This is a genomic window from Chryseobacterium sp. PET-29 (genome assembly GCF_025736815.1).
Taxonomy (GTDB): domain Bacteria; phylum Bacteroidota; class Bacteroidia; order Flavobacteriales; family Weeksellaceae; genus Chryseobacterium; species Chryseobacterium nepalense.
The window spans coordinates 71887-96872 of record NZ_CP107053.1; the positions used below are offsets into that span (position 1 = coordinate 71887).

General features: G+C 36.7%; 25 protein-coding genes. 18 read left to right on the top strand and 7 right to left on the bottom strand.

Features of this window, described 5'->3' with window-relative positions:
- Positions 1–13 precede the first annotated feature (13 nt).
- The 5 genes from ODE14_RS00340 (at position 14) to ODE14_RS00360 (ending at position 4934) form a co-directional block, all read left to right on the top strand.
- Positions 14–1156 carry an inorganic phosphate transporter gene (locus ODE14_RS00340; RefSeq protein ID WP_248394427.1) on the top strand — a complete coding sequence of 381 codons (1143 nt, stop codon included), beginning with the start codon at positions 14–16 and terminating at the stop codon, positions 1154–1156.
- 484 nt (positions 1157–1640) lie between these two features.
- Complete coding sequence (locus ODE14_RS00345; protein ID WP_248394426.1) at positions 1641–2612, top strand: polyprenyl synthetase family protein; 972 nt, start codon at positions 1641–1643, stop codon at positions 2610–2612.
- A gap of 74 nt (positions 2613–2686) precedes the next feature.
- Positions 2687–3646: a GSCFA domain-containing protein gene (locus ODE14_RS00350; RefSeq protein WP_263602518.1), complete on the top strand. Its 960-nt coding sequence runs from the start codon at positions 2687–2689 to the stop codon at positions 3644–3646.
- Positions 3639–4160, top strand: coding sequence for a DUF4269 domain-containing protein (locus tag ODE14_RS00355; RefSeq protein WP_263602519.1), 522 nt, complete (start codon positions 3639–3641; stop codon positions 4158–4160). Before ODE14_RS00350 ends, ODE14_RS00355 begins: the two co-directional genes overlap by 8 nt.
- A gap of 6 nt (positions 4161–4166) precedes the next feature.
- On the top strand, positions 4167–4934 hold the full coding sequence (locus ODE14_RS00360; RefSeq protein ID WP_263602520.1) for a TatD family hydrolase: 768 nt from the start codon (positions 4167–4169) through the stop codon (positions 4932–4934).
- Between the two features lie 46 nt (positions 4935–4980).
- Here the strand turns inward: ODE14_RS00360 and ODE14_RS00365 are convergent, their stop codons facing one another.
- The 5 genes from ODE14_RS00365 to ODE14_RS00385 all read right to left on the bottom strand — a co-directional run bounded on the left by ODE14_RS00365 (position 4981) and on the right by ODE14_RS00385 (position 9420).
- Entirely contained in the window at positions 4981–6291 is a 1311-nt protein-coding gene (locus ODE14_RS00365; RefSeq protein ID WP_263602521.1) for a DEAD/DEAH box helicase, read from the bottom strand.
- Positions 6292–6381: 90 nt separating this feature from the next.
- Entirely contained in the window at positions 6382–6870 is a 489-nt protein-coding gene (locus tag ODE14_RS00370; protein WP_248394420.1) for a DUF6438 domain-containing protein, read from the bottom strand.
- A 223-nt stretch (positions 6871–7093) separates the two neighbouring features.
- A complete protein-coding gene (gene obgE, locus ODE14_RS00375; protein ID WP_248394419.1) occupies positions 7094–8077 on the bottom strand; it encodes a GTPase ObgE in 984 nt (327 codons plus the stop codon).
- A gap of 80 nt (positions 8078–8157) precedes the next feature.
- Positions 8158–8739: an adenylate kinase gene (locus ODE14_RS00380; RefSeq protein WP_123851084.1), complete on the bottom strand. Its 582-nt coding sequence runs from the start codon at positions 8737–8739 to the stop codon at positions 8158–8160.
- Positions 8740–8865: 126 nt separating this feature from the next.
- Positions 8866–9420 carry a phosphoribosyltransferase gene (locus tag ODE14_RS00385; protein ID WP_072884752.1) on the bottom strand — a complete coding sequence of 185 codons (555 nt, stop codon included), beginning with the start codon at positions 9418–9420 and terminating at the stop codon, positions 8866–8868.
- Positions 9421–9672: 252 nt separating this feature from the next.
- On the opposite strand from ODE14_RS00385, the gene ODE14_RS00390 reads away from it, so the two are divergent.
- Entirely contained in the window at positions 9673–11265 is a 1593-nt protein-coding gene (locus ODE14_RS00390) for an ABC-F family ATP-binding cassette domain-containing protein (protein WP_263602522.1), read from the top strand.
- A gap of 172 nt (positions 11266–11437) precedes the next feature.
- Here the strand turns inward: ODE14_RS00390 and ODE14_RS00395 are convergent, their stop codons facing one another.
- Positions 11438–11830 (bottom strand): hypothetical protein, encoded by a 393-nt coding sequence (locus ODE14_RS00395; RefSeq protein WP_263602523.1) that lies wholly within the window; start codon positions 11828–11830, stop codon positions 11438–11440.
- A gap of 31 nt (positions 11831–11861) precedes the next feature.
- The gene (locus ODE14_RS00400) at positions 11862–12449 is read right to left on the bottom strand and encodes a hypothetical protein (protein WP_263602524.1); all 588 of its coding nucleotides are present in this window, start codon (positions 12447–12449) and stop codon (positions 11862–11864) included.
- A gap of 477 nt (positions 12450–12926) precedes the next feature.
- On the opposite strand from ODE14_RS00400, the gene ODE14_RS00405 reads away from it, so the two are divergent.
- The 12 genes from ODE14_RS00405 to ODE14_RS00460 all read left to right on the top strand — a co-directional run bounded on the left by ODE14_RS00405 (position 12927) and on the right by ODE14_RS00460 (position 24932).
- Positions 12927–14213 carry an adenylosuccinate synthase gene (locus ODE14_RS00405; protein ID WP_248394410.1) on the top strand — a complete coding sequence of 429 codons (1287 nt, stop codon included), beginning with the start codon at positions 12927–12929 and terminating at the stop codon, positions 14211–14213.
- 265 nt (positions 14214–14478) lie between these two features.
- Complete coding sequence (locus tag ODE14_RS00410; RefSeq protein ID WP_263602525.1) at positions 14479–15309, top strand: energy transducer TonB; 831 nt, start codon at positions 14479–14481, stop codon at positions 15307–15309.
- 163 nt (positions 15310–15472) lie between these two features.
- Positions 15473–16246 carry a ParA family protein gene (locus ODE14_RS00415; protein WP_169232622.1) on the top strand — a complete coding sequence of 258 codons (774 nt, stop codon included), beginning with the start codon at positions 15473–15475 and terminating at the stop codon, positions 16244–16246.
- A gap of 37 nt (positions 16247–16283) precedes the next feature.
- Complete coding sequence (locus ODE14_RS00420; protein ID WP_263602526.1) at positions 16284–17174, top strand: ParB/RepB/Spo0J family partition protein; 891 nt, start codon at positions 16284–16286, stop codon at positions 17172–17174.
- A complete protein-coding gene (locus ODE14_RS00425; protein ID WP_248394403.1) occupies positions 17174–17815 on the top strand; it encodes a DUF5683 domain-containing protein in 642 nt (213 codons plus the stop codon). Before ODE14_RS00420 ends, ODE14_RS00425 begins: the two co-directional genes overlap by 1 nt.
- Before the next feature lie 138 nt (positions 17816–17953).
- Positions 17954–18655, top strand: coding sequence for a 4-hydroxy-tetrahydrodipicolinate reductase (dapB, locus tag ODE14_RS00430; protein WP_263602527.1), 702 nt, complete (start codon positions 17954–17956; stop codon positions 18653–18655).
- Between the two features lie 267 nt (positions 18656–18922).
- The gene (gene lepB / locus ODE14_RS00435; protein WP_248394399.1) at positions 18923–20596 is read left to right on the top strand and encodes a signal peptidase I; all 1674 of its coding nucleotides are present in this window, start codon (positions 18923–18925) and stop codon (positions 20594–20596) included.
- Positions 20597–20601: 5 nt separating this feature from the next.
- Positions 20602–21279, top strand: coding sequence for a signal peptidase I (lepB, locus tag ODE14_RS00440; protein ID WP_263602528.1), 678 nt, complete (start codon positions 20602–20604; stop codon positions 21277–21279).
- A 4-nt stretch (positions 21280–21283) separates the two neighbouring features.
- Positions 21284–21901: a WbqC family protein gene (locus ODE14_RS00445; protein WP_248394395.1), complete on the top strand. Its 618-nt coding sequence runs from the start codon at positions 21284–21286 to the stop codon at positions 21899–21901.
- A gap of 1 nt (position 21902) precedes the next feature.
- Entirely contained in the window at positions 21903–23579 is a 1677-nt protein-coding gene (locus ODE14_RS00450; protein ID WP_263602529.1) for a S8 family serine peptidase, read from the top strand.
- A gap of 127 nt (positions 23580–23706) precedes the next feature.
- Complete coding sequence (locus ODE14_RS00455; RefSeq protein ID WP_248394391.1) at positions 23707–24201, top strand: hypothetical protein; 495 nt, start codon at positions 23707–23709, stop codon at positions 24199–24201.
- 41 nt (positions 24202–24242) lie between these two features.
- Positions 24243–24932 carry an OmpA family protein gene (locus ODE14_RS00460; protein ID WP_248394388.1) on the top strand — a complete coding sequence of 230 codons (690 nt, stop codon included), beginning with the start codon at positions 24243–24245 and terminating at the stop codon, positions 24930–24932.
- The last annotated feature ends 54 nt before the right edge of the window (positions 24933–24986 follow it).

Consider the following 24986-nt stretch of genomic DNA (forward strand, 5'->3'; position numbering starts at 1 on the left):
TTATAATTAAACAATGGAATTTCCGATTTTACTTATAGTTATTATTGCTTTGGCTCTGATTTTCGATTACATTAATGGTTTTCATGATGCAGCCAACTCAATCGCGACTATTGTTTCTACAAAAGTTTTAACACCTTTCCAGGCTGTACTTTGGGCAGCTCTTTGGAATTTCGCGGCGTTCTTTATCGCTGCTTATATTATTGGCGAATTTAAAATCGGTAACACGATTGCCAAAACTGTTAATGAAAATTTTATCACCCTCGAAGTAATATTTTCCGGGCTTGTAGCCGCCATCGCATGGAATCTCCTTACATGGTGGTTCGGGATCCCATCTTCTTCTTCTCACACACTGATCGGAGGATTTCTCGGGGCAGCCTTAATGCATGCTTTTATGATGGATTATCATAGTGTTGTCGCAGCTCATCCGGAATTGGGGATGTGGGATACCATTAAAGAAGCGGCAAGCCAGGTAACGCAGCAGAGTGTTGTGAAATTTGATAAGGTAATTCCTATTTTCCTGTTCATTTTCATGGCTCCGATTATCGGGATGATTATCTCTATCATTATTACTTTAATTATCGTTCATCTTTATAAAAAATCAAATCCGCATAAAGCAGATCAGTCATTCAAAAGATTACAGCTGGCTTCTTCAGCACTTTTCAGCTTAGGCCATGGTCTGAATGATGCGCAGAAAGTAATGGGAATCATCGGAGCCGCATTGATTTACTATCATGTGGAGATGCTTCAGGATCCTGTCTATCTCGCTATTCCTGCTGCCGGACGTTTTGATTATTTCGCTGAACATTATATCTGGGTTCCGTTGGTGTCATTCTTGGCAATTGGTTTGGGAACCATGAGTGGAGGCTGGAAGATCATCAAAACAATGGGAACCAAAATTACAAAAGTAACTTCCCTTGAAGGGGTGAGCGCAGAAACTGCTGGTGCGATTACTCTGTTTATTACGGATCACTTCGGAATTCCTGTTTCTACAACACACACCATAACAGGGTCCATCATCGGAGTTGGTCTTACAAAAAGAGTGTCTGCCGTACGATGGGGGATCACCGTAAGCCTTCTTTGGGCATGGGTTCTTACCATCCCAATTTCTGCAATTGTTGCGGGGATTATGTATCTTGTGGTTACTTTCTTGTCATAAAAAACAATTTTATATATTACAAAAAACTTTGCTCATACGGGCAAAGTTTTTTATGTATAATGGACTAAACATTCGGAGTTATTGCATCGAAAAACTATATACTATTTTATCATTTGGAGCAATTTGATCGCATCGAAAAGCAATATGTATATTTTATTGGAAGCTTTTTGACTTCGTCGAATTGTAATTAATATTTTTTAAGGAGCAATTTGATTACATCGAAAAGCAATATATATATTTTATTGGAAGCTTTTTCCTGCTTTCCGCACTCGCTATTTTCATGTTTCAGCGGCATGGCAAGCGCCGCCGAAACATGAAAATGAGCTCAGACAGATGCTTCAATCAGGGCTAGGCTTTAAATATCAGAAATTAGGCAGACAGGGTTATTATTCCGGAAAAATTAAATCTTCACCAGTAAACAGTAAGGATTTTTACTTTAAAAAGCCCCGGAAAAATTGTATTTTTGTTCAAACTATTAGAATTTATGGAATTTTTAGACAAATACCAGCAGATTGTTGCAGATGCTATTGCCAAATATACTTTTAAGGACAAGCCGACGGAGTTGTACGAACCGATGAACTATATCATTTCACATGGCGGTAAAAGACTCCGCCCGATTATGGTTCTTATGGCTTGCGACCTTTTTGGCGGTAATCTGACTGAAGCAATCAAACCTGCTCTTGCCATTGAATTTTTCCATAATTTCACCTTGATTCATGATGATATCATGGACGAAGCCCCGCTAAGAAGAAATAAACCAACGATTCACACACTACACGGAATCAATGTAGGTATTCTTTCAGGAGACGGACTCATGTTAAAAGCCTACAAATTCTTTGAAGACCTGGAGCCTGAAACATTCAAAGCATGTATCAGAATATTTACACATACAGGGCTGCTTTTGTGTGAAGGTCAGCAATATGATATTAATTTTGAAACCCAGGAAAATGTAACTTTTGATGACTATATCAGAATGATTACCTATAAAACCGGTGTTTTGAGTGCTTCTTCTTTTGAGATCGGAGCATTGATTGCCAAGGCCAACTTTAAAGATGCCAAAGCAATTTTCAATTTCGGAAAACATATTGGGATTGCCTTTCAGATCATGGATGATTATCTCGATGTATTCGGAGACCAGGCACAATTCGGAAAAAAACATGCCGGAGATATTTACGAAAATAAAAAGACGGTTCTTTATCTGATGGCAAGAGAGCACGCAACAGAAGAAGAAAGAAAAGAACTGGATTACTGGTATTCTAAAAAAACGGACAATATCGATAAAGTCTACGGAGTAGAGAAAATTTTCAGAAGAACAAAAGTAGACGAAAAAGCGTTACGACTGATCGAAAAGCACAACGAAATCGGGCAGAGCTATCTCCAGAAAATTGATATTCCGGATGAAAAGAAAAAGCCATTCGCAGAATTGGCCAATTACTTATTAAGAAGAGAAAGTTAATGTGCTAATTTGAAAATGAGATAATTTTAAAATTCTAAATTGTTTCATTTTCAAATTTCCAAATTTCGAATGCAATGAAGTTCAGGACAGAAGTTGATATCATAGAATCGAAGAATAAGATCACGCTTGAAGATAGAATATTTTCAATCGGTTCTTGCTTTGCTTCTGAAATGTCGGATCTGTTTTCCCAGGGGCAGCTTCAGGCACTGAATAATCCTTTCGGAACTGTTTTTAACCCCTTTTCAATCAGCAATTCGGTAAAAAGGCTTCATGATGCGGAATTTTATCATGAGGAAGAATTAATCACGTTTAATGACGAATTTATTTCTCTTGATCACCATACCGGTTTTGATACAAGATATATCCATCAGACATTAAATAAAATTAATGCTAAACTAGAAGAAGGAAATTCTTTTCTTCAGGAAACCGATTGGGTAATCATTACCTACGGAACGTCTTTCATCTACGAATTTCTTCCCAAACAGAAACTGGTCGCCAACTGTCACAAAATTCCGCAGAAATTCTTCGAAAAAAAATTGCTGAGCCATCACGAAATTACAGATGCCATTTATAACACGATATTAAATCTCAATGATATTTGTAAGGATGACGTTCAGATCCTTTTTACAGTGTCACCCGTTCGGCATACAAAAGACGGAATGATTGAAAATCAACTGAGTAAATCAAAACTGATTACGGCTGTTCATGAGGCCATTCAACAGTTTGAAAACTGCCATTACCTTCCGGTCTATGAAATCCTGATGGACGATTTGAGGGATTACCGTTTTTACAAAGAAGACATGATACATCCGAATACTCAGGCGGTAAATTATATCTTTGAGAAATTCGGGAATGCTTATTTTACTGATGAAACCAAAGAATTTATCAAAGAAAATTTTAAGATCAATAAAGCACTGGAACACAGAACCGGCGACGAAAAAGATCCTAAATATATCGAATTTAAAGAAAAATTAAATCAAAAAATTGAAGTACAACGACAAAAAGTAAAACATAAAATCTTTTCAGATGTCTGATTTTACCACAATTGAATATCTGAAATCAGGAAATGAAAGACAGCAAAAAGCCTATCAGCTTCTTTCAAAACATTGCTTCTTTGAGAAATTAAAAGCATATTCCCCAATTTTAGCCGGAACAATTCCTATTGAAATTGATATTGAAGGTAGTGATCTTGATATAATCTGTAAAGTTGATCTTAAATTTGAAGAAAATTTTTTGAATGATGTATTGAGCTGTATTCCTCACGATGCAGAAATTAAGGTGGAATATCCTGTTCTTAATGGTGAAAAATGTATTACTGTTAATTTTGGATTGGAAGAATTTCCTATCGAAATTTTCGGACAGAATAAACCTTCAACAATGCAGAATGCTTACCGGCATATGATTGCGGAATACAAAATACTTCAGGAAAAAGGAGAAGATTTTAAACAAAAAATAATACAGTTAAAACAGCAGGGAATGAAGACGGAACCGGCTTTTGGGATGCTTCTGGGACTTGAAAATCCTTATGAGGACCTGTTAAAATTATAAAGAAAAATGATTGATACCCATACCCATTTATACGCAGAAGAATTTGATGACGACAGAAAAGAAACAATTCAAAGAGCACTAGATAAAGGAATAACCGAATTCTATCTTCCTGCCATCGACTCAGAATCGCACGAAAAAATGCTTCAGCTGGAAACAGAATATCCGAACCGGATTTTTTCCATGATGGGCCTCCATCCATGTTATGTGAAACCTGAAACCTGGGAAAAAGAATTGGAAATCGTTAAAAATTACCTGGATAAAAGAAATTTTCCCGCTATCGGAGAAATTGGCATTGATCTGTACTGGGATAAAACAACGCTCGATATTCAAATTAAAGCTTTTGAACAGCAGATTGACTGGGCCATCGAAAAAGATCTGCCGATCGTAATTCATACACGCGAAAGCTTTGATGAAACATTTGAAGTTCTGGAAAGAAAAAAACACCCGAAACTGAGGGGGATTTTCCATTGTTTTTCAGGAAACCTGGAGCAGGCAAAGCATGCCATAGATCTGAATTTTATCTTGGGAATTGGTGGAGTAGTGACCTTTAAAAACGGAAAAATAGATCAGTTCCTGAATGAAATTCCTTTAGATAAAATCGTTCTTGAAACAGATTCTCCCTACCTTGCACCCGTTCCGCACCGTGGGAAACGAAATGAAAGTTCGTATCTTGACCTTGTCGCCGGAAAACTGGTGGATATTTATAAATCTGATTTTTCGGAGATTGACAGGATTACGACGGAGAATGCAAAGATATTATTTAAACAAGTTTAATATCAGCAAGCTATAAAAAAGCCTTCCACTCCGGAAGGCTTTTTTATTATTTTTTCCTTGTAAAATTCTTATTTTTTGGCTTTTTAAATCCCGTAGGAGCAGCTGCAGAATCGGGTTTATTCCTGTTTTTCGACCTTGGAGCACCGCTGCCGGATCTTGCAGGTTTTGGCTTGTCTGAACCGGGGTTAAAAGGTTTGTTGTTAGAATCCCTCTTTTGGACCACAAGATCATCGGTATGAAAAGGATGGTCTTTGATGACAGGGATCTTCTTTCCGATCAGCTTTTCTGTGTTTTTCAGGTTTAATAAATCCAGGCCGTCTACAAAAGATATGGAAGTTCCTTCTGCGCCGGCTCTTCCCGTTCTTCCGATTCGGTGAACATACGTTTCAGAAACATCGGAAAGCTCGAAATTAATCACAAATTTAAGCTCATCAATATCAATTCCCCTCGCCGCAATATCAGTCGCCACTAAAACCCTTGTTTTGCCGGATTTAAAATTATTTAATGCGTTCTGACGTGCATTCTGCGACTTATTACCATGAATTGCTTCTGTCGTGATCTGATCTTTCTGAAGTTTTCTTGCAATTTTATCGGCCCCGTGTTTTGTTCTCGAAAAAACAAGAACAGAATCGGAAATATCATTCTTCAGAATATGCGTTAAAAGATTCAGCTTATTGTCCTTTTCCACAAAATAAACCGACTGCTTTATGGTATCTGCAGTTGATGAAACAGGCGTTACCTCCACTTTTACAGGATTGTTCAGGATAGAATCTGCCAGTTTCTGTATCTCTGCAGGCATGGTGGCAGAAAAAAATAAGGTTTGCCTTTTTTGTGGTAATAGTTTAATAATTCTTTTTACATCGTGTACAAAGCCCATGTCCAGCATTCTGTCGGCTTCGTCCAATACAAAGATTTCAAGGTTTTTTAAGCTGATGATTCCCTGGGCAATAAAGTCCAGCAATCTTCCCGGAGTAGCAACAAGAATGTCAACTCCTTTTTTCAGAGCAGTTTCCTGGTTTCCCTGTTTTACACCTCCGAAAATAACAAGATGCTTCAGCGGTAAATATTTTCCGTAAGCCTTGATGTTTTCTTCAATCTGGATAGCCAGCTCTCTTGTGGGCGTTAAAATTAAAGCCTTGATATGTTTATTTGGAAATTTATTTTGAGAAAGATTCTGAAGAATAGGAATGGCAAAAGCAGCCGTTTTTCCTGTTCCTGTCTGTGCGCATCCTAAAAAATCCCTTCCTTTCGTAATTTCCGGAATCGATTTTTCCTGGATTGGGGTAGGGTTGGTATATCCTTGTTCCTGAATTGCTTTGGCAATAGGTTCTATTAAATTTAGATCTGTAAAATTCAAATGAATTGTTTTTTTTATAATTACAATAAAAATTCCTTCATTTTGAAGGAATTATATTTTGCAAAGGTAGTTTAAATATTTTTAATGGTATTAATTCACTTTCGTCCACTGTTGGTTCTTTCTCAGATCCTCAAAAAATTTGTACAGTTCAGATAGTTTTTCACTTCCGTGTTTACCATAATCTTCCACATGTTTTGAAGTTCCGTCCGCAAATTTTATTCTCAGATGGGAAGAGGGAAGATCAGTTACATTCTTTTCACCATAATTATCATTCAGGTTTTTTACATCCAGTCCGTCAAGCATAGAGATAAGCTTATTGTAATCTTCCTGTTTAATCGTTCCTTTGAATGTTCCTTCGCGCGGTTTCGAGAATTCATCTTTTGAAGGCCTGTCGCTGAAATTAAAATGTTCCGCTTCAAAAACAGCCGTTCGGTCGGCATTGATGGTCATCTTAAAAACCGGGCAAAACCCAAAGCAGGGCGTTGCTTCATATTCAATAGTAGAATATTTTGAATTCATTTTCTGGGAATTGCATGAAAATAAAACGATAAAAGCAAAAAGGCCGAATATATATTTCATAATTTTAAAATTTGGATTGAATTATTCAATAATTATTCCGAAAAACAAGTATTGAAAGGCGATAACATAAATTTAACAAAGAAAAATATTCAGAATTAAATTTATTTAAATATAACCCATCGAATAAGATTTAATTGGCACTTATATTCTAAAAAGCTGAACCTCGGGTTAATTCCCAAGGTTCTTTTATTCTGAAAATACCGATGAAGTATTAAGAAATTTATTATCCATGAAGCTGTTTCCAGATCGCATCTTTCAGCTCTGTAAGGCCTTCTCCCGTAACACCGGAGAAAAATAATGGCTGTTTGTTTTCGGGGAATTCTGCCGAGATTTCCTTTTTCAGCTCATCATCCAGAAGGTCTGACTTTGAAATAGAAACAATAAAATCTTTATCCAGCAGTTCGGGATTATATTCCTTTAATTCATTTTCCAATATTTTAAACTCCTGAAAATGATCCTCAGAATCGGCCGGAATTAAAAATAATAAGATTGAATTTCTCTCGATATGCCTTAAAAATCGGTGTCCCAAACCTTTACCTTCCGCAGCACCTTCAATAATTCCCGGAATATCCGCCATTACAAAAGATTTGTAATTTCTGTAATCTACAATTCCTAGATTGGGAGTCAGGGTTGTGAAGGCATAATCTGCAATTTTTGGTTTGGCTGCAGAAACAGAAGCCAAAAGAGTAGATTTTCCGGCATTCGGGAATCCTACAAGCCCTACATCGGCAAGAATTTTAAGCTCAAAAGTTACATAGCCTTCCTGGCCGTCCATTCCCGGTTGAGCAAATCTTGGTGTCTGGTTAGTGGATGATTTGAAATGCTCGTTTCCTTTTCCGCCCATTCCTCCTTCCATCAGGATGATTTCCTGTCCGTCTTCCAGAATTTCCCCGATGATTTCGCCGTCTTCATTCTTCGCAATCGTCCCGATCGGAACTTCGATGTATACATCGGCTCCGTAAGCACCTGTAAGTTGATTTTTTCCTCCGTTTTCACCGCGTTCTGCTTTTACGTGACGGGTGTATCGAAGAGGCAGTAAAGTCCATTCGTTGGCATTTCCTTTCATGATAACGTGGCCTCCGCGACCACCATCACCACCGTCCGGTCCACCTTTTGGAATATATTTCTCACGGCGAAGATGCGCAGAACCTGCACCTCCGTGGCCGCTTTTACAATGAATCTTTACGTAATCTACAAAATTTGACATAATTTTAATTCAAGGTTTTATGTTGAAGGTTCAAAGTTTTAACCTTGAATTTGGAACTTTGAACCTTGAATCAAAAATTTTTATTTTTGAACCTTTTCTACTTCAGCAAAAAGTTTCTCAGAAATCTCGTCGATATCTCCGACACCGTTGATCTCCACATATTTGCCCTGCTGCTTGTACAGTTCGGCAACTTCTGCTGTTTTTGCGTAGTATTCTTTTATTCTGTTTTCGATGATTTCTACATTGCTGTCGTCTGATCTTCCGCTGATTTCACCTCTCTTTAAAAGTCTTTCAACCAAAATTTTATCTTCAACTACCAATGAAAGACAAACATCGATCTCATCGTTTAATTCTTCTTTTACAATTTTTTCCAGGGCTTCCGTCTGCACGGCAGTTCTCGGATATCCGTCGAAAATGAATCCTGCCGCATCGGTAGGTTTTCTGATCTCGTCAATCAGCATATCTGTTGTTACCTGATCCGGAACCAGCTCTCCTTTGTCAATATAAGATTTTGCCAGTTTCCCAAGCTCGGTATCATTTTTCATATTGAATCTGAAAAGGTCACCTGTTGAGATCTGTTTTAAATTGAATTTCTTAATCAGGTTCTGAGCCTGAGTTCCTTTTCCACTTCCCGGAGGGCCGAACAGAACAATGTTTATCATAATGTGGTTTCGCTTTTGGCAATTGGCGTTGGCTTCTTGCTCTTAGCATTTTTAAATTAATAATTACTTTTTATTTAGATATAATTTTTAAAAGCTAATAGCCAAAAGCTAGAAGCTAATAGCAATTTAGTGGTTGATTTGTCCTTCTTCCAGTTGATACAGATTTGGTAAATTTCTTCCCAATTCATCGTAATCCAGTCCGTAGCCGAGAACAAATTTGTTTGGAATCTCTTTTCCGATATAATCCAGCTTGAAATCTTTTTTATACACTTCCGGTTTCAGAAGGAATGAGGCCAGCTTTACCGATTTCGGGCGTTGTGTTTCCTTGAAGTATTTGAAAAGGCTTTCCACTGTATTTCCGGTATCCACAATATCTTCCACCAAAATGATATGACGGTCTTTCACGTCTTTCGTCAATTCCATTTTCTGGTAAACGATTCCCGTAGATTCCGTTCCTACATAAGAGCTCATCTGGATAAAAGCAATTTCGCAAGGACCCGGGTAATGCTTCAGCAGATCCGAGAAGAACATGATCACCCCGTTCAATACTCCGATGAAAACAGGAACTTCATCCTTGTAATCTTCATAAATTTTTAAAGCGGTTGCTTTTACAATTTCCTGAATTTCGGCGTCCTCCAGATAAGGAACGAAAGTTTTGTCGTGAACTTTAATACTTTCCATAAAAATTTTAGTAGGCTGCAAAGTTAATGATTTTTGATGAAAGTTTTCAATGGGTGGAAGAGTGATTGGTTTTATGATGACATTGAACCTTCGTGGTTTTTAAAACCTTGAAAGCCTGGCGACGAAATATTTTCCTTATCTTTGCCACTCACAAAACCCATAATATCAGGATGTAGTATACAGTTTCTTTCAGATTTAATCGACAATAACAGATGCGTTATTGCATTTTCAACTTTAATAAAGAAAGAAATCATGATTTTTTTACACGATATAACTTTTGGGTTTCCTGCAGGAGATCTGCTTTTTAATTCTATTACTTTAACGATACCATCTCATTCAAAATCCGCTTTGGTAGGAAGCAACGGCATGGGGAAATCAACACTTCTGAAGATCATGGCAAAAGAAACGGAACCTTTGCAGGGAAATATCAATGCAGAAGGAGAACTGTTTTATGTTCCGCAAATGTTCGGAAACTTTAATGAACTAACCATTGCGCAATGTCTTAAAATTGATAATAAACTTAACGCCCTTCAAAACATTACAAATGGGGAAGTAGATGAAATTTATTTTGAAACATTGAACGACGATTGGGATATCGAAGAACGTTGTCGACAGGCTTTACAGTATTGGAAGCTTGAAAATTTAGATCTCAATCAAAAACTGGAAAGCCTGAGCGGCGGACAAAAAACAAAAGTTTTCCTGGCGGGAATTCAGATTAATCAACCCGAAATTATCTTGCTGGATGAACCGACCAATCATCTTGATCTGGAAGGCAGGAATCTGCTGTATGATTTTATTGAGAAATCAAATGCAACAATTGTTATGGTCAGTCACGACCGGACTTTGCTGAATCTCGCTGATACAATTTTTGAACTCAGCAACCAGGGGATTTCCAGCTATGGCGGCAATTATGATTTTTATGCTGAACAGAAAGCGATTGAAAATGAGGCTCTGCAGAATGACATTCATGCTAAAGAAAGAGCTTTGAAAAAGGCCAAAGAAAAGGAACGCGAAACGCTGGAACGAAAGCAGAAGCTTGATACGAGAGGAAGAGGAAAGCAGGAAAAATCGAGTGTCGCCAGGATTATGATGAATACGCTGCGAAATAATGCCGAGAAAAATTCTTCGAAGTTGAAAGCGGTTCATGCCGGGAAAATTAATGATATTTCCGGGGATTTGCGGGATTTGCGTTCCTCGGTGAGAAATTTGGATCAGATGAAGGTGAACTTTAATGATTCTGATTTGCATGCCGGGAAAATTCTGATTTCAGTTGAGGATATGAATTTTAGATATCATGATAAAAATCTTTGGAAAGAAAATCTCCATCTTGAAATCCGAAGCGGTGACCGGATCGCCATTAAAGGTTCGAACGGTTCCGGAAAAACGACTTTGATTAAATTGCTATTGGGAGATCTGCTGCCTGCTTCCGGGAGTGTTTCGAGGTCGGATTTCAATACGATTTATATTGATCAGGAATATTCTTTACTTGATAAAACGGCGACCCTGTATGAATTTGCCCAACAGTTCAACGATCACGCAATGTCGGAATCGGAAGTGAAAACCTTATTGTCAAGATTTTTATTCGGAAAGGAAACCTGGGATAAAAAATGTGATGTGTTAAGCGGCGGCGAACGTTTACGGCTTTTGCTGTGCGGACTTTCCATCAGCAATAAAGCTCCCGATATGATTATTCTTGACGAACCGACGAATAATTTAGACCTTCAGAATGTGGAAATTCTGACGAATTCTATTAAGGATTATCATGGAACGTTGGTGATGATTTCGCATGATGGGGTGTTTTTGGAGGAGATTGGGATTGTGAGTGCGGTGTTGCTGGAGTTGTAATAATATTAATGTAGTTTGTCATTCTACAGAAGTCTTTCTAACAAAGTTTTTAATATCCACTAATCAATACTGTTTTTAAGAATTAGTAGAGTTATTAACCTCACAGGTTTTCAAAACCTGTGAGGTTTGAATAAATCTGTAGTTCATATGTAGGCTAAAACCTTCAAGGTCTTTATTTAATATCTATTAACCAATACTGTTTTTTAAGATTATATTTTTTTAAAACATTTATATTAGGAATGGTCCAGTCAAAATTTTTTTTATATTGATCAGTAAAAGTCAATGTATATGTTTTATTCTTTTCAAAAAAGTTTTCTCCGAAAAATTTGGGACATCTTACAATAATCGGAATTTGCTTATTCTCATAATTCTTCAGAGATGTATCAATGATTTCAAACTCTAAAACAAAAGCATACGCAATATAACCACAATTACCCGGTAGCTTAAAATCATTGACAATCTTTCCTGTTAATTGATATTGATTTTTTTTGAGTTTATTATTTTGTGCAATTGCCGATACATTAATGAACAGCAATAAGAAAATGAGTTTAATGGTTGTTTTCATGGATTGGAATCTGATATTGATTTCCTGATGATTATTTTAATTTGATCTCAGGTAATTGGTAGTTTCCGACAACTTCAACCATCTTTGTAGAGTTTTCCTTAAGATTTTTGAAAAAGGCATCAATATCTTCTTGATAGCCCCTTTCACTTACGCCAAAAAGTAAAATCCCATTATTATTTTTATCGGAGATTAATTTATAGCGGTAAACATTTCTTTCAGCAATTAAGATTTCTTTTCCGTTAGCTGAATTTTTGCTGATAATGAAGTCCAGAATATACTCTCCCTTGTTTTCGTACGTCGTATAGTTGATAACAGGATTTGACTGCTTCATCTTCTCAAGTTCACTGATTTTTTGATTAATGGCATCTTCCAGTTTAAAATCTCCTTTTACAAAATCGATCATGATAAGCGTATTGTATTTTTCTATATTGTCATTGGGACCTAAATATTCCTGTTTGTAATAATTGCTATTCGGGTGTGAACTCCATGCTAAATGATATGTTTTGGAATCAATGGTGATGGGGCCCGGAATGTTTAGATATTCTGTTACCTTATTTTGTGCAGTTAACGAGAAGAAGGGTAGTAAAAGGAAAATTAGTGATTTTAATTGTTTATACATGATTAATTTTATTAGTTGAAATTTAGTCATTTGATCTTGAAGGAATATCCGTCTGATGAAGAAGTCTCATGATTTTAATTTCTTTATTGTTGAGATCGATTTTGTAAAATGGAATGGGTGTTTATTCTTAAAAGAAATATTGTTTATTTGGATATTTTTGGTGTAGCTTTTCCAGAAATTCTTTAAGGTTAAAATTCGTAATAAATCCTGATTTTTCACCTTTTTTTAATTCGTTGATTATATTTATTTTCATATGAATGTAAAGATATAATTATTTGGAATGATAGCTTATTAAAAATATTTGTAAATATATCCTTACTAATGAGCCTATAAAGATTGCGCTTATTTAAGTAAGCAAATATAATTAATCTAATGCAACCACATGATTTTCACCCATCCCAAAAATAAATTCAACACAAATTTGCCCACCCAATTTTTTAAAAGTAATTTTGCATGAATCTAAAATAAAAGTAAAATATGTCAACTTACGTAGTTGTAGGTCTTCAGTACGGAGATGAAGGGAAAGGAAAAATCACGGATGTTTTATCGGCAAAATCGGATTATGTGGTGCGCTTCCAGGGGGGAGACAACGCAGGTCATACCGTATATGTAGGCGATGAAAAATTCGTATTGCACCTTCTTCCGTCGGGAGTTCTTCAGTGCAAAGGGAAATGTATCATTGCCAACGGAGTAGTGGTAAACCCTAAATCTTTCATTAAGGAGGTGAATCAGATCGAAAGCAAAGGCTTGAGAACGGATCATATTTTCATCAGCAGAAGAGCGCATGTCATTATGCCTTATCACATTCTTTTGGATACGTACCGTGAAGAAGAGCACGGAGGAACGCAGATCGGAACCACTAAAAAAGGGATCGGACCTTGCTACGAAGACAAAATTGCCAGAGTGGGAATCAGAATGATCGATCTTCTGAACCCTGAGATTTTAAGAGACAAAATCGAGAAAAACTTAAAAATCAAAAATTCTCTTTTTGAAAAATATTTCGATAAACCTACACTGGACGTTGAAGAAATTTACAACGAATATTTAGAAATCGGAAAACAGCTTCAGGATAGAATCGTAGATACGGAACTGGAACTGAATGAAGCCATCAGAGACGGTAAAAATGTTTTATTCGAAGGAGCGCAGGCTTTAATGCTGGATATCGACTTCGGAACGTATCCGTATGTAACATCCTCTTCTCCATCTACAGGAGGTGTTTGTTCGGGAGCGGGAGTTCCGCCAACTTCTCTTCAAAACTTAATCGGTGTGGCTAAAGCATACTGTACAAGAGTGGGTAATGGACCTTTCCCATCAGAATTGGATAATGAATTAGGAGAAAGCATCAGACAGATCGGAGGTGAATTCGGAGCAACAACAGGTAGACCAAGAAGAACGGGTTGGTTAGACCTTGTTTCGTTGAAACATGCTTGTATGATCAATGGAATCAATAACTTAGTAATTACCAAACTGGATGTTCTTACGGGGATTGAAAACCTGAAAGTAGTAACGCATTATAAAACAGAAGACGGCAAAATCATCGATTATTTCACTTCTTCAACAGAGAAATTATACAACTACGAGCCAATTTACCAGGATCTTCCGGGTTGGAAAGAAGATATTACAAAGGCAAGAAGCTATGATGAACTTCCGCAAACGGCTCAGGAATACATCGAGTTTATTGAAAAGTATTTAGGAATCAACGTTTATTTGGTTTCTGTAGGTCCTGAAAGAAGCCAGAATATTATCAGAAAAGAATTATTCTAAAATATTTATATTATCATAATGAAAAAGACTGTCGGAAGATGGTCTTTTTTTATTTATTCTAAATAGCTGAAAATCAAAAAAATGTAATTGCAATTAGTGGGTGATTGTTATTTAAAGCATAGTTAAATTTTAAAACTGGCAGTTAATTTTTAAAAATGGTGTATTTTTAACAATAAAATGGCAAAAATTTTGATATTGAAATAATAACCATGGATTAAAGGTGACAACCTGATAATCTCAATTTAACAATTTAATATCAAAAAGGATGAAACACATGCATCAGAATCAGGAATTTCGTTTCAACGAAGTTCTTTTCGAGAACCGCAACAAGCAATACGGTGCCTATGTCTTAAGAAATGAATCAGACAGAATTTTAACGAAAGCACTTTTTATAGGGGTGAGCATTTTAGCGGCGATTTCTTTGACGCCTTTAATTGCAAATGCTTTTAAATCCGAACCTATTAAGGAACCTATTTACGATGGAGGGCATATTTTTAAACCGGTTATAACCCCTGAAAAAGATCCGCCTGCACCAATAAAACCTCAACCTGTTCCTGAGAAAATAAAAACGGTTGATAAAACTGTTCCTGAACCAAAAGCAATTGTTACTAATGAGAAAAAAGTAATAACTCCTAAGGATGAGCAAAATGCAGCTGCAGGTATACAGACATCAGAAGGAAAAGAAGTTCCTACTATAAAATATGTGCCAATAGCACCTCCTATTACTAGTGGAGGAAATACACAACAGGTAGTGCAACCTAAAGTGCAGCCAAAGGAAGATAATTCTCCTAAAACAGTTGTAGACGTAGAAGCAAGTTTTGTAGGAGGTCTGGATTCTTTTAGAAATAAAGTAATGAATAACTTTGACGGATCAGGATTTGATTCCGGTGAAGTAATGAAGACGATGGTTACTTTTATTGTAGAGAAAGATGGTACTATTTCGGGAATCAAAGCTGATGGAAAAGATGTGGATTTTAATAGCGAAGCGATGAGAACTATTAAAAGCATTAAAGGGAAATGGGTGCCTGCGAAAGTAAACGGACAACCTGTAAGAAGTTACTTTAAATTCCCTATTTCCATGAAGTTCGATAATTAAAAATAACAACAGATCTTGAACAGTTATCCACAAATATTTTTTTTTGTGGATAATTTTTTTTAGGGTTAAAAGGCTTATTAACAATATTTTAACTCATTTTCCGTTTTATCGGTTCATTCAGAGCACGGAAAAATGTGTATTTTTGAAACTTAAAGTTCTAAGAATGGCAAAAATCATAGGTATCGCTAATCAGAAAGGAGGTGTTGGAAAAACAACAACAGCTGTTAATTTAGCCGCGGCATTAGGGGTATTGGAAAAGAAAATATTAATCATTGATGCTGATCCTCAGGCCAATGCAACTTCCGGTTTAGGAGTGGATGATGTTCAGTATTCTACATACAACTTATTGGAGCACAGTGTTGAAACAGAAAAATGCATCAAGCAGACGGCAACACCAAATCTCGACATCGTGCCTTCACACATCGATCTTGTAGCAGCAGAAATTGAGCTGGTAGACAAGGAAGACAGAGAATACATGCTGAAAAAAGCCCTGCAGAGTGTCAGAGATAATTATGACTATATCATCATTGACTGTGCACCAAGTTTGGGTCTGATCACCGTAAATGCTCTTACGGCTGCTGACTCTGTAATTATCCCGATCCAGTGTGAATATTTTGCATTGGAAGGTTTGGGAAAGCTCCTGAACACCATTAAAAATGTACAGAAAATTCACAATAAAGACCTTGATATCGAAGGTTTACTGCTTACGATGTATGACAGCAGATTGAGACTATCCAATCAGGTGGTGGAAGAAGTGAATGCACACTTCCCGGAAATGGTTTTTGAAACGATTATCAGCAGAAACGTACGTTTAAGCGAAGCGCCAAGTTTCGGGGAAAGTATCCTGAATTACGATGCCGAAAGTAAAGGAGCGGTTCAGTACATCCAGCTTGCAGAAGAAGTGCTGTTGAAAAATGAAAAATTAGTAAAGAATTAAAAGGCCAATAGCCAAAAAAGCTAAAAGCTAAGAACATATGAAGGATAAAAAAAGAGCGATGGGACGCGGATTGGGCGCTATTCTTAGTGCAGAATCCAAGGCAACGATCAACTCTGCAACCGATGAAGGAGCAGATAAGTTTGTAGGAAATATCGTTGAAATTTCAATAGAAGATATTTATCCGAACGCGACCCAACCAAGAACATATTTTGACGAAAAGGCATTAAACGAACTTGCCCAGTCTATCAAAAACTTAGGGGTAATCCAGCCGATTACGTTAAGAAAGGATGGAGAGAAGTTTGAAATCATATCGGGAGAAAGACGTTACAGAGCCAGTAAATTAGCCGGTTTGGAAACGATTCCTGCCTATATTCGTCTGGTAAATGATCAGGAACTTCTGGAAATGGCTCTTGTTGAAAATATCCAGAGGGAAGATCTTGATGCTATAGAAATTGCATTAACCTATCAAAGATTAATGGATGAGATCGGTCTTACGCAGGAGAATCTCAGCCAGAGAGTGGGGAAAGACAGAAGTACGATTACCAACTCCATCAGATTATTAAGGTTAAATCCGGATATTCAGAATGCCATCAGAAGCGGAGAAATTTCTGCAGGGCACGGAAGAGCAATTATCAGTCTTGAAAATGAAGAACATCAGCAGATTCTTTTTGATCTTATTATTAAAGAAAAACTTAATGTTCGCCAGGCTGAACATGCTGCTACAGCTTTAAAAAATCCAAAATCTCCTGCCGCAAAAAGAGCGAAGGCAGAGCTTTCCAATAATTACAAGAGGGCTCAAAAAACGATCGCGGATATACTGGATGTAAAAGTGGAAATTAAAACCTCCGGAAACGGTAAAAAAGGTAAAATTGTTCTTGACTTCAAAAATGAAGATGAGCTTGAATATATTTTATCTCATATTAAATAATGAAAAAAATACTTTTCACCTTTTTTCTGTGTCTTTCCGTAATTGCCTTTTCTCAGGTTAATCCTAATGATACCATCAGGGTAGAATATCACCCGAAAGACAGTATCTCCATAGAAAACAACAATACCAAGACAGAAGAAAATGTTGTTTCGGATCTTGAAAAAGCAAACGGACCGACTAATAATACGCTTAAGCTTAATCCTACAAGAGCGGGGCTCTATTCTGCCGTTTTTCCTGGGTTAGGACAATTCTACAACAAAAAATACTGGAAAGTTCCCATCGTTTGGGGAGCTGTTGGCGCCGGGGTAGGAATTGCCGTCTGGAACGATAATCAATACCGGAAATACAGGGAATATTATATCGCAAAACTCAATGGTACACCCAATGAGTTTGTTGATTCTCATCCCTGGCTGGATAAAGTAGCGTTGGGAAATGCACAGGATCGCGCCAAAAGACAGAGAGATTATGCTATCGCCGGAACAGCATTAATTTATATTCTGAATATTGTAGATGCCGTAGTAGATGCACATCTTTATGAAAGCCGAAAAGATCCGGATCTTTCATTTGCTCCTTCTGTAATCCAGGATCAGTACGGAATTGCACCTCCCAAAACAGGGATCAGTTTAAGTTATAAATTTTAATAAAAATATAAAACTGCTTTAATTAAATACGCCTTTGCTGAGTGAAACGCCTTTGCGAACGAAAATATAAAGAACGATTTTTGAACAAAAACTTTGCGATCTTTGCGTTAAAAATACAAGCAGCCAAACAAATAAAATATGAAAATAGCACTTGTTGGATACGGCAAAATGGGTAAAATCATTGATGAAATAGCTACTAAAAGAGGTCATGAAGTTGTTGCCAGACTTAAAGAAACTCCAACTGCTGAAAATCTTAATAATCCGGATGTGGTTATTGAATTTTCTTTGCCTGAAGTGGCTTACGAAAATATCAAAGCATGTCTTAAGAATAAAATTCCCGTAATCTGCGGAACAACAGGATGGCTTGAGAAAAAGCCTGAAATTGAGCAGCTGGCTGTTGAGAATAATGCGGCGTTTTTATATGGTTCAAATTTTAGTCTGGGCGTGAATTTATTTTTTGCCTTAAATGAAAAACTGGCAGATTTAATGAAAAACGTTGATGAATATTCCTGTCAGCTGGAAGAAATTCATCATGTCCATAAAAAAGATGCACCCAGCGGAACAGCTATTTCCATTGCGGAAGGCATTTTCAAAAATAATCCGAAATTCAATTCCTGGAAGCTGGAAGAAACCCATGGAAATCAGTTGGGAATCTTTGCAATTCGAGAAGACGAAGTTCCGGGAACACACAGCGTATTTTACAGAAGTGAGGTAGATGAAATTGAGATCAAGCATACCGCTTTTAATAGAGATGGTTTCGCTCTCGGAGCCGTGGTTGCTGCAGAATGGATTAAGGGTAAAAAAGGAAATTTCACGATGAAAGATGTTTTGGGGCTTTAATTTGAATGAATGTCCGTAATTTGTCATAATTGAAAAAGCTATTGTGGTCTTAGATGAGTGAAACGGCTTTGCGATCTTAAAAAAGATTAGCATTTTAAAAAAAATGTGAGCTTTCGTTAAATAAAGTATGATGATTAATAACGGATAATCAAATTAATTTGTAACAAAATTCCTACATTGCAAACTAATTAGTGTAATGATCAGCAATAAAAAATTACTCATTGCCCATTAAACATTACTTATATTATAGATTAGGCACAAAAATTTATGAATTATTTTTTAACTTATACAGTTTACGTTCTCATTTTATCTGTATTGATGGGAATTTCAACCTGGAAACTGTTCAAAAAGCTCGGGTATAATCCACTCTTCGCTTTTATTCCTTTCTACAACTATTTTATTATTTTAAAGGAAACCAAACACCCGAAATGGTGGGCTATACTGTCGTATTTACCGATCGTAGGACCGATTATGATGTCAGTGTTTCATTTATACCTGATGAAAAAGTTCGGCAAAACGCTTTTCAAGGATCAGCTTCTTACGGTAATCCTTCCTTTTATATACATGGCAACCGTTAATTATGGTAAAGATGTAGAGTTGGAAGATGAAAATGAATTGTTTCTTACAGATGAAGAGAAAGAAGCAAAGAAGAAAGACTCTTTCCTGGGGTCGGTGACTTTTGCAGTGGTTTTTGCAACGATCATCCACGTTTTCGTTACCCAGCCTTTCGGGATTCCTACAGGATCTATGGAAAGAACGTTGCTCGTGGGAGATTTCCTTTTCGTTAATAAATGGAGCTACGGATACAGACTTCCGATGCGTCCATTGGCCATACCTTTTCTTCAGGGAACAATTTTCGATGCCGGTGAAAAAGGGAATCCTAAAGACGATCCAAAGTCATACGTTGATGGAGTAAAGTTACCTTACGAAAGAATATTACAGTTTAATAAACCGCAGAAACATGATGTGGTCGTTTTCAATTATCCTCAGGATTCAGTACACACGGCGATCGACAGAAAAGATCCTTACGTAAAAAGATGTGTAGCTGTTGCAGGCGATACTTTTGAAATGAGAGGTGGAAGATTATATGTCAACGGAAAACCGGAGACTATTTTAGGAGATCAGGAAATTCAGCATGCCTATACAGTAAACACAGGAACCCAGCTTGATATTCCGGGTATGTATAATACTTACGGATTTTTGCCTGTAAGAGAAATGCAGAATGAAAAAGGCGGATTTACCTACATGTTTCAGGGGCTTACGGATCAAACGGCTAAAGATATTAAAGCTTTGCCTAATGTGATTAGTATTGAAGAAAATATTAATCCTAAAGATTCGGCAACAATTTCTTATAAACTTAATGCTGATAAAAGCGCTTATACAAAAAGTATTGATACCACTCAATCTATTTTTCCAATCAATAAACCATGGAATCAGGATTGGTACGGTCCTTTGAGGATTCCTAAAAAAGGCGATGTGGTTACTTTAAATCAGGAAACACTGCCGGAATATCAGTGGATCATTTCCGAGTACGAACACAATAGTTTAGAAAATAAAAACGGTAAAATTTTTATCAACGGGAAAGAAACCAATCAGTACACCATCAAACAGGATTACTATATGATGGTGGGAGACAACAGAGATGCATCGTTAGATGCAAGGTTCTTCGGTTTTGTTCCTGAAGAAAATATTGTCGGGAAACCGATGTTTACCTGGTTAAGTATAGAGGGAGCTTTCTCTGATGCGAGTTCTTCCTATCAGGCAAATAAAGGATGGTTCTTTGGAAAAACAATTCGTTGGGACAGAATGTTCAAAGCAACAAACACCGGAGAAGCCAACAAAACTTCTTACTGGTGGATCGCAGCAATGATTCTTATCTTATTCTTCGGATGGGAATATTTTGTGAAATTATTCAGAAAGAAAAAAACAGACGACGAATAAATCTGATGTTTAAAAATAAAATTTACAATAGAGTTCTCCTTACAGGAAGCTTTATTATTACGCTTTTAATTATTGCAAAACTCTCCGGAGTTTTGCAATATGCTTATGTACCCCAGGCTGGTTGTGAACCAAACATAAAAAAAGGTTCATTTGTGATTGTTACCAATATCCTTCCTTATGAAAAATTTAAATTATTGACGTATAATCAAAACTCAGAAAAATTTGTTAAAGGTGTCTATATTCAAAGACTAGTAGGTACAGAGGGAGATAAGATCCAGATTAAAAATGGTAATCTATTTGTAAATAACGGATTGGCTGATAAGGGAATTCGTTTAAAACATTTATATAAAATTGACAGAGCTTTTGTTAATGATTTAATGTTAAAAGGAGTTTCTGAAAATGAATTCTACCAGATCGATGATAACTACTTCCTGACTAATCTAAGCGAAAATCAACTTAGTGACCACTTCTTTTACGAAAGGTTCATAAATCCCAATCAAGATAAGGATATTGTGAAAATTTACCATAAAGATTGGACGGCAGATAATTTCGGACCGGTTACGATTCCTCCGGGAAAAGTGTTTTTTCTTGGAGATAATAGAAATGCAAGTCTGGATTCAAGGTTTATTGGATTTGTTGATGAAAGTGAAATAACGGGAAGCGTTATTTATCCTAAAAATTAAAATTATGAACACAATATTATTACCGGTATTTTATTTACCACCTATCTCATGGTTTTCAGCTTTTCTGAATTCTGAAAATGAAATTATATTTGAACAGTTTGAAAGCTTTCCGAAGCAGACCTACAGAAACAGAGCCAATATATACGGAGCAAATGGTAAACTATCTTTAATTATACCTATTTCCCATAACGGGAAAAGAGAATATAAAGATATTGAAATTTCGTACCGGGAAGATTGGCAAAACCTCCACTGGAAATCTATTAAAACAGCTTATCAAAGTTCTCCGTATTTTGAGTTCTATGAAGATAAGCTTAGGAAAATTTTTGAAATTAAAGAAAAAAACCTGCTGGACTTTAATCTGAAAGCACTTGAAATCATTCAGCAGATTCTTAAAACCGAAAAGGCATACTCTTTGAATGTAGAATACATCAAAAATCCTCAAGAACTAAATTTCAGGGAAAAATTTTCAGCAAAAAAAAATTCAGAATTTGAGATGGAAGAATATTATCAGACATTTTCCGATAAATCAGGATTCTTAAAAGATTTATCAATTTTAGATCTTATTTGTAACAAAGGACCCGAATCTCTTACTTATATTAAAAATATTAAACAATCATACTAACATGAAAAAGGTATTATTAGCCGCTATTTTTTTAGTGGGATTAGGTTTCTCGCACGCGCAGGAAGCCAAAGCGGACTCTGATCCGATGAAAGATAAGGATCTCATGACATGGTATCATAAAGATTTTGCTACTACAAAAATTTATGGAGTTAACACAGACAATGCTTATAAATATTTAGAATCCAAAGGGCTTAAACCTAAAACCGTTGTTGTAGGTGTTTTAGATAGCGGTGTCCAGGTAGATCATCCCGGGCTTGTTAAAAATGTATGGAGCAACCCGAATGAAGTTCCTGGTAACGGTAAAGATGATGACGGAAACGGATACATTGACGATGTTCACGGATGGAATTTCATCGGTGGAAAAAACGGAGATATTGATATCGACAATATGGAAGTAACACGCGTTGTTGCTAAATACAAACCTGTTTTCGAAGGTGAGGATTCTGCCAAAAACAAAGCAAACCAGGCAAAAATGCCGGAAGAATTTGCGATGTATATGAAATCGAAGGATATCTTCACCAAAAAAAGTATGGAGGCAAGACAAGGTTTCCAAACTTATACAATGATCAATGAAGCAATTCCTACAATGGTAAAGCTGTTGAATGGAAAACCTGTTACTCCTGAAAATGTGGCGACAATAAAACCTGCTGATCAAAAAGAAGCAATGGCTGCACAGGTCTTGGCTCAGGTAGCACAAAGCCCGGAATTTAAAGGCAAATCTGCCGCAGAATTCGAAAAGGCGATGAGCGGACAAATTAAAGAAGCATTAGATTATTTCGGTCCACAGGAAAAGCAGTATAATCTTGATTACGATCCGAGAAAAGAAATCGTAGGCGATAATTATGATGATTATTCCGAAAAAAAATATGGAAACAATCATTACGAAGGCCCTGATGCAGAACACGGAACACACGTTGCCGGAATTATTGCAGGATTACCAAACGGAAATGAAACACAGTATGGAGTAGCTTCAAAAGTTGCCAAAATCATGTCTGTAAGAACCGTTCCTAATGGTGATGAGAGGGATAAAGATGTAGCCAATGCGATTCGGTATGCTGTAGACAACGGAGCGAAAGTATTAAATATGAGCTTCGGAAAACCGGTTTCTCCCGGTAAAAATGTAGTTTGGGATGCATTCAAATATGCTCAGGATAAAGGCGTTTTATTAGTGAAAGCAGCTGGTAATGAAAATGAAGACGTTGCAGAACATCTTGCTTATCCTACAAATTTCAAAAATGTAACAGATGATAAGCCGTTTGTAAATAATGTTTTGGTAGTAGGAGCAAGTACCAACGACAATAACGCGTTAAGAGCAAGTTTTTCCAATTACAATAAAAAAATGGTAAATGTATTTGCACCGGGGCAGGAAATTTATTCTACCGTTCCTCACAGCGAATATAAATATCTTCAGGGAACATCAATGGCTTCTCCGGTAGTAGCAGGTGCAGCAGCTGTTCTGTTAGCTTATATGCCTGGTCTTACACCGGCTCAGGTTATTGAATCTTTAGTTAAATCAAGCAATCCGAGCACGTCAAATGAGTTTGGTACCTATTCTGAAGCTGGTGGAGTTATCGACCTGAAAAAAGCTGCGGAATATGCATATACCAATTTCTATAACGGGAAATCCGGTTCATCTAAAAAGGCTACAAAATCCATAAAAAAGACTGTTAAAAAATAGTTTATCTGCTTATATTAAGCCTTAATTCATATAAAGTCCGAAATTTTCGGACTTTTTTTATTGCTATTTTATATTTTTGGCACGGTTTTTTGTAATTTTATTTTAACAAAAAATAATAAACTACAATATGAAAAAGTTACTATTTACAGCGATGCTGGGAGCTTCAGTTTTTGCAGTATCTTGTTCCGGGGTTAAAAATGCGAAAACGGCTCAAAACCAAAGATCAGAATTTCTTAAAATGAAAGGAGACTGGCAAATTGTCAGTGTAAATTATGATAAACAATTCAAAGTAAAGCCGTTTGATGATGGAATTGATGCACAATGTTTCGTAGGAAGCCACTGGAGATTGATTCCTAACAATTGGACTGGTGCTTACACTGTTAATGGGGGCGGAACTTGTGGAGCAGGTTTTACACAGCCGATTAAAATTGATGTGGCAAACGGGAATACTTTTAGCTTTAAAAAAATTGCCGAAGGTACGAAAGCCAAACAAAATACGGCCGGATACACCCTTACGCTTACAAGCCAAACCACAGATCAGTTTTCACTGGAACAGAATATTCCATCAGACGGAGAAAATGTAAGGATTGTATATAACTTCGAAAGAACAGGAATGAAATAATCGGTACTGCCGAATTAATATTAACATTAAAATAAAGAGAAATGAAATTTACAAAAACATATATAGGGGGCCTTTTTTTATCTTCAGCTTTATTGCTTACAAGTTGTGAAGCTGTAAAGAATTCTAACCATCAGCAGAGAGGTACTGCAGTAGGTGTAGCATCAGGAGCTGTAATCGGAGGTATTCTCGGTAACAATGTAGGAAGAGGAGGAAATGGAGCTATCGGTGCTGTTTTAGGAGGTGTTATTGGCGGTGTAGCCGGTAATGTAATCGGTTCTAAAATGGATAAGCAGGCAAGAGAAATTAAAGAAACTTTACCTGGAGCCGAGGTTGAACGAGTGGGAGATGGTATCAAAATTACTTTAAATGAAAGTATTGTTAATTTTGATTTCGACTCATCTGCCCTTACAACTACTGCTAAAACCAACCTTGATAAGCTGGCACAGGTACTTGTTAATAACCCGGATACGAACATCAATATTTACGGACACACGGACAGCAAAGGATCGGATTCCTATAATATGTCACTTTCAGAAAGAAGAGCAGGCTCTGTAAAATCTTATTTGATGGGAAAAGGAATTGCTTCCAGCAGATTATTTGCTAAAGGAGAAGGTGAAGCAATGCCGGTAGCTTCTAATGATACGGATGCAGGAAGAGCAAAAAACAGAAGGGTTGAATTTGCGATCACAGCGAATGAAAAGATGATCAATGACGCACAGAACGGACAATAGTAATCACATATAAATATTTTCTTAAATAACCGCTTTTGCGGTTATTTTTGTATT

Excerpts from the sequence above, each read along its gene's own strand:
- ODE14_RS00355 (WP_263602519.1), top strand. The coding sequence starts at position 3,639 with ATGTCTGATTTTACCACAATTGAATATCTGAAATCAGGAAATGAAAGA.
- lepB (WP_263602528.1), top strand. The coding sequence starts at position 20,602 with ATGTTTAAAAATAAAATTTACAATAGAGTTCTCCTTACAGGAAGCTTT.
- obgE (WP_248394419.1), bottom strand. The coding sequence starts at position 8,077 with ATGTCAAATTTTGTAGATTACGTAAAGATTCATTGTAAAAGCGGCCAC.
- ODE14_RS00340 (WP_248394427.1), top strand. The coding sequence starts at position 14 with ATGGAATTTCCGATTTTACTTATAGTTATTATTGCTTTGGCTCTGATT.
- ODE14_RS00360 (WP_263602520.1), top strand. The coding sequence starts at position 4,167 with ATGATTGATACCCATACCCATTTATACGCAGAAGAATTTGATGACGAC.
- ODE14_RS00395 (WP_263602523.1), bottom strand. The coding sequence starts at position 11,830 with ATGAAAACAACCATTAAACTCATTTTCTTATTGCTGTTCATTAATGTA.
- ODE14_RS00390 (WP_263602522.1), top strand. The coding sequence starts at position 9,673 with ATGATTTTTTTACACGATATAACTTTTGGGTTTCCTGCAGGAGATCTG.
- ODE14_RS00420 (WP_263602526.1), top strand. The coding sequence starts at position 16,284 with ATGAAGGATAAAAAAAGAGCGATGGGACGCGGATTGGGCGCTATTCTT.
- ODE14_RS00380 (WP_123851084.1), bottom strand. The coding sequence starts at position 8,739 with ATGATAAACATTGTTCTGTTCGGCCCTCCGGGAAGTGGAAAAGGAACT.
- ODE14_RS00410 (WP_263602525.1), top strand. The coding sequence starts at position 14,479 with ATGAAACACATGCATCAGAATCAGGAATTTCGTTTCAACGAAGTTCTT.
- ODE14_RS00400 (WP_263602524.1), bottom strand. The coding sequence starts at position 12,449 with ATGTATAAACAATTAAAATCACTAATTTTCCTTTTACTACCCTTCTTC.
- ODE14_RS00455 (WP_248394391.1), top strand. The coding sequence starts at position 23,707 with ATGAAAAAGTTACTATTTACAGCGATGCTGGGAGCTTCAGTTTTTGCA.
- ODE14_RS00370 (WP_248394420.1), bottom strand. The coding sequence starts at position 6,870 with ATGAAATATATATTCGGCCTTTTTGCTTTTATCGTTTTATTTTCATGC.
- ODE14_RS00425 (WP_248394403.1), top strand. The coding sequence starts at position 17,174 with ATGAAAAAAATACTTTTCACCTTTTTTCTGTGTCTTTCCGTAATTGCC.
- ODE14_RS00385 (WP_072884752.1), bottom strand. The coding sequence starts at position 9,420 with ATGGAAAGTATTAAAGTTCACGACAAAACTTTCGTTCCTTATCTGGAG.
- ODE14_RS00460 (WP_248394388.1), top strand. The coding sequence starts at position 24,243 with ATGAAATTTACAAAAACATATATAGGGGGCCTTTTTTTATCTTCAGCT.
- lepB (WP_248394399.1), top strand. The coding sequence starts at position 18,923 with ATGAATTATTTTTTAACTTATACAGTTTACGTTCTCATTTTATCTGTA.
- ODE14_RS00445 (WP_248394395.1), top strand. The coding sequence starts at position 21,284 with ATGAACACAATATTATTACCGGTATTTTATTTACCACCTATCTCATGG.
- ODE14_RS00345 (WP_248394426.1), top strand. The coding sequence starts at position 1,641 with ATGGAATTTTTAGACAAATACCAGCAGATTGTTGCAGATGCTATTGCC.
- ODE14_RS00450 (WP_263602529.1), top strand. The coding sequence starts at position 21,903 with ATGAAAAAGGTATTATTAGCCGCTATTTTTTTAGTGGGATTAGGTTTC.
- ODE14_RS00405 (WP_248394410.1), top strand. The coding sequence starts at position 12,927 with ATGTCAACTTACGTAGTTGTAGGTCTTCAGTACGGAGATGAAGGGAAA.
- ODE14_RS00415 (WP_169232622.1), top strand. The coding sequence starts at position 15,473 with ATGGCAAAAATCATAGGTATCGCTAATCAGAAAGGAGGTGTTGGAAAA.
- ODE14_RS00350 (WP_263602518.1), top strand. The coding sequence starts at position 2,687 with ATGAAGTTCAGGACAGAAGTTGATATCATAGAATCGAAGAATAAGATC.
- dapB (WP_263602527.1), top strand. The coding sequence starts at position 17,954 with ATGAAAATAGCACTTGTTGGATACGGCAAAATGGGTAAAATCATTGAT.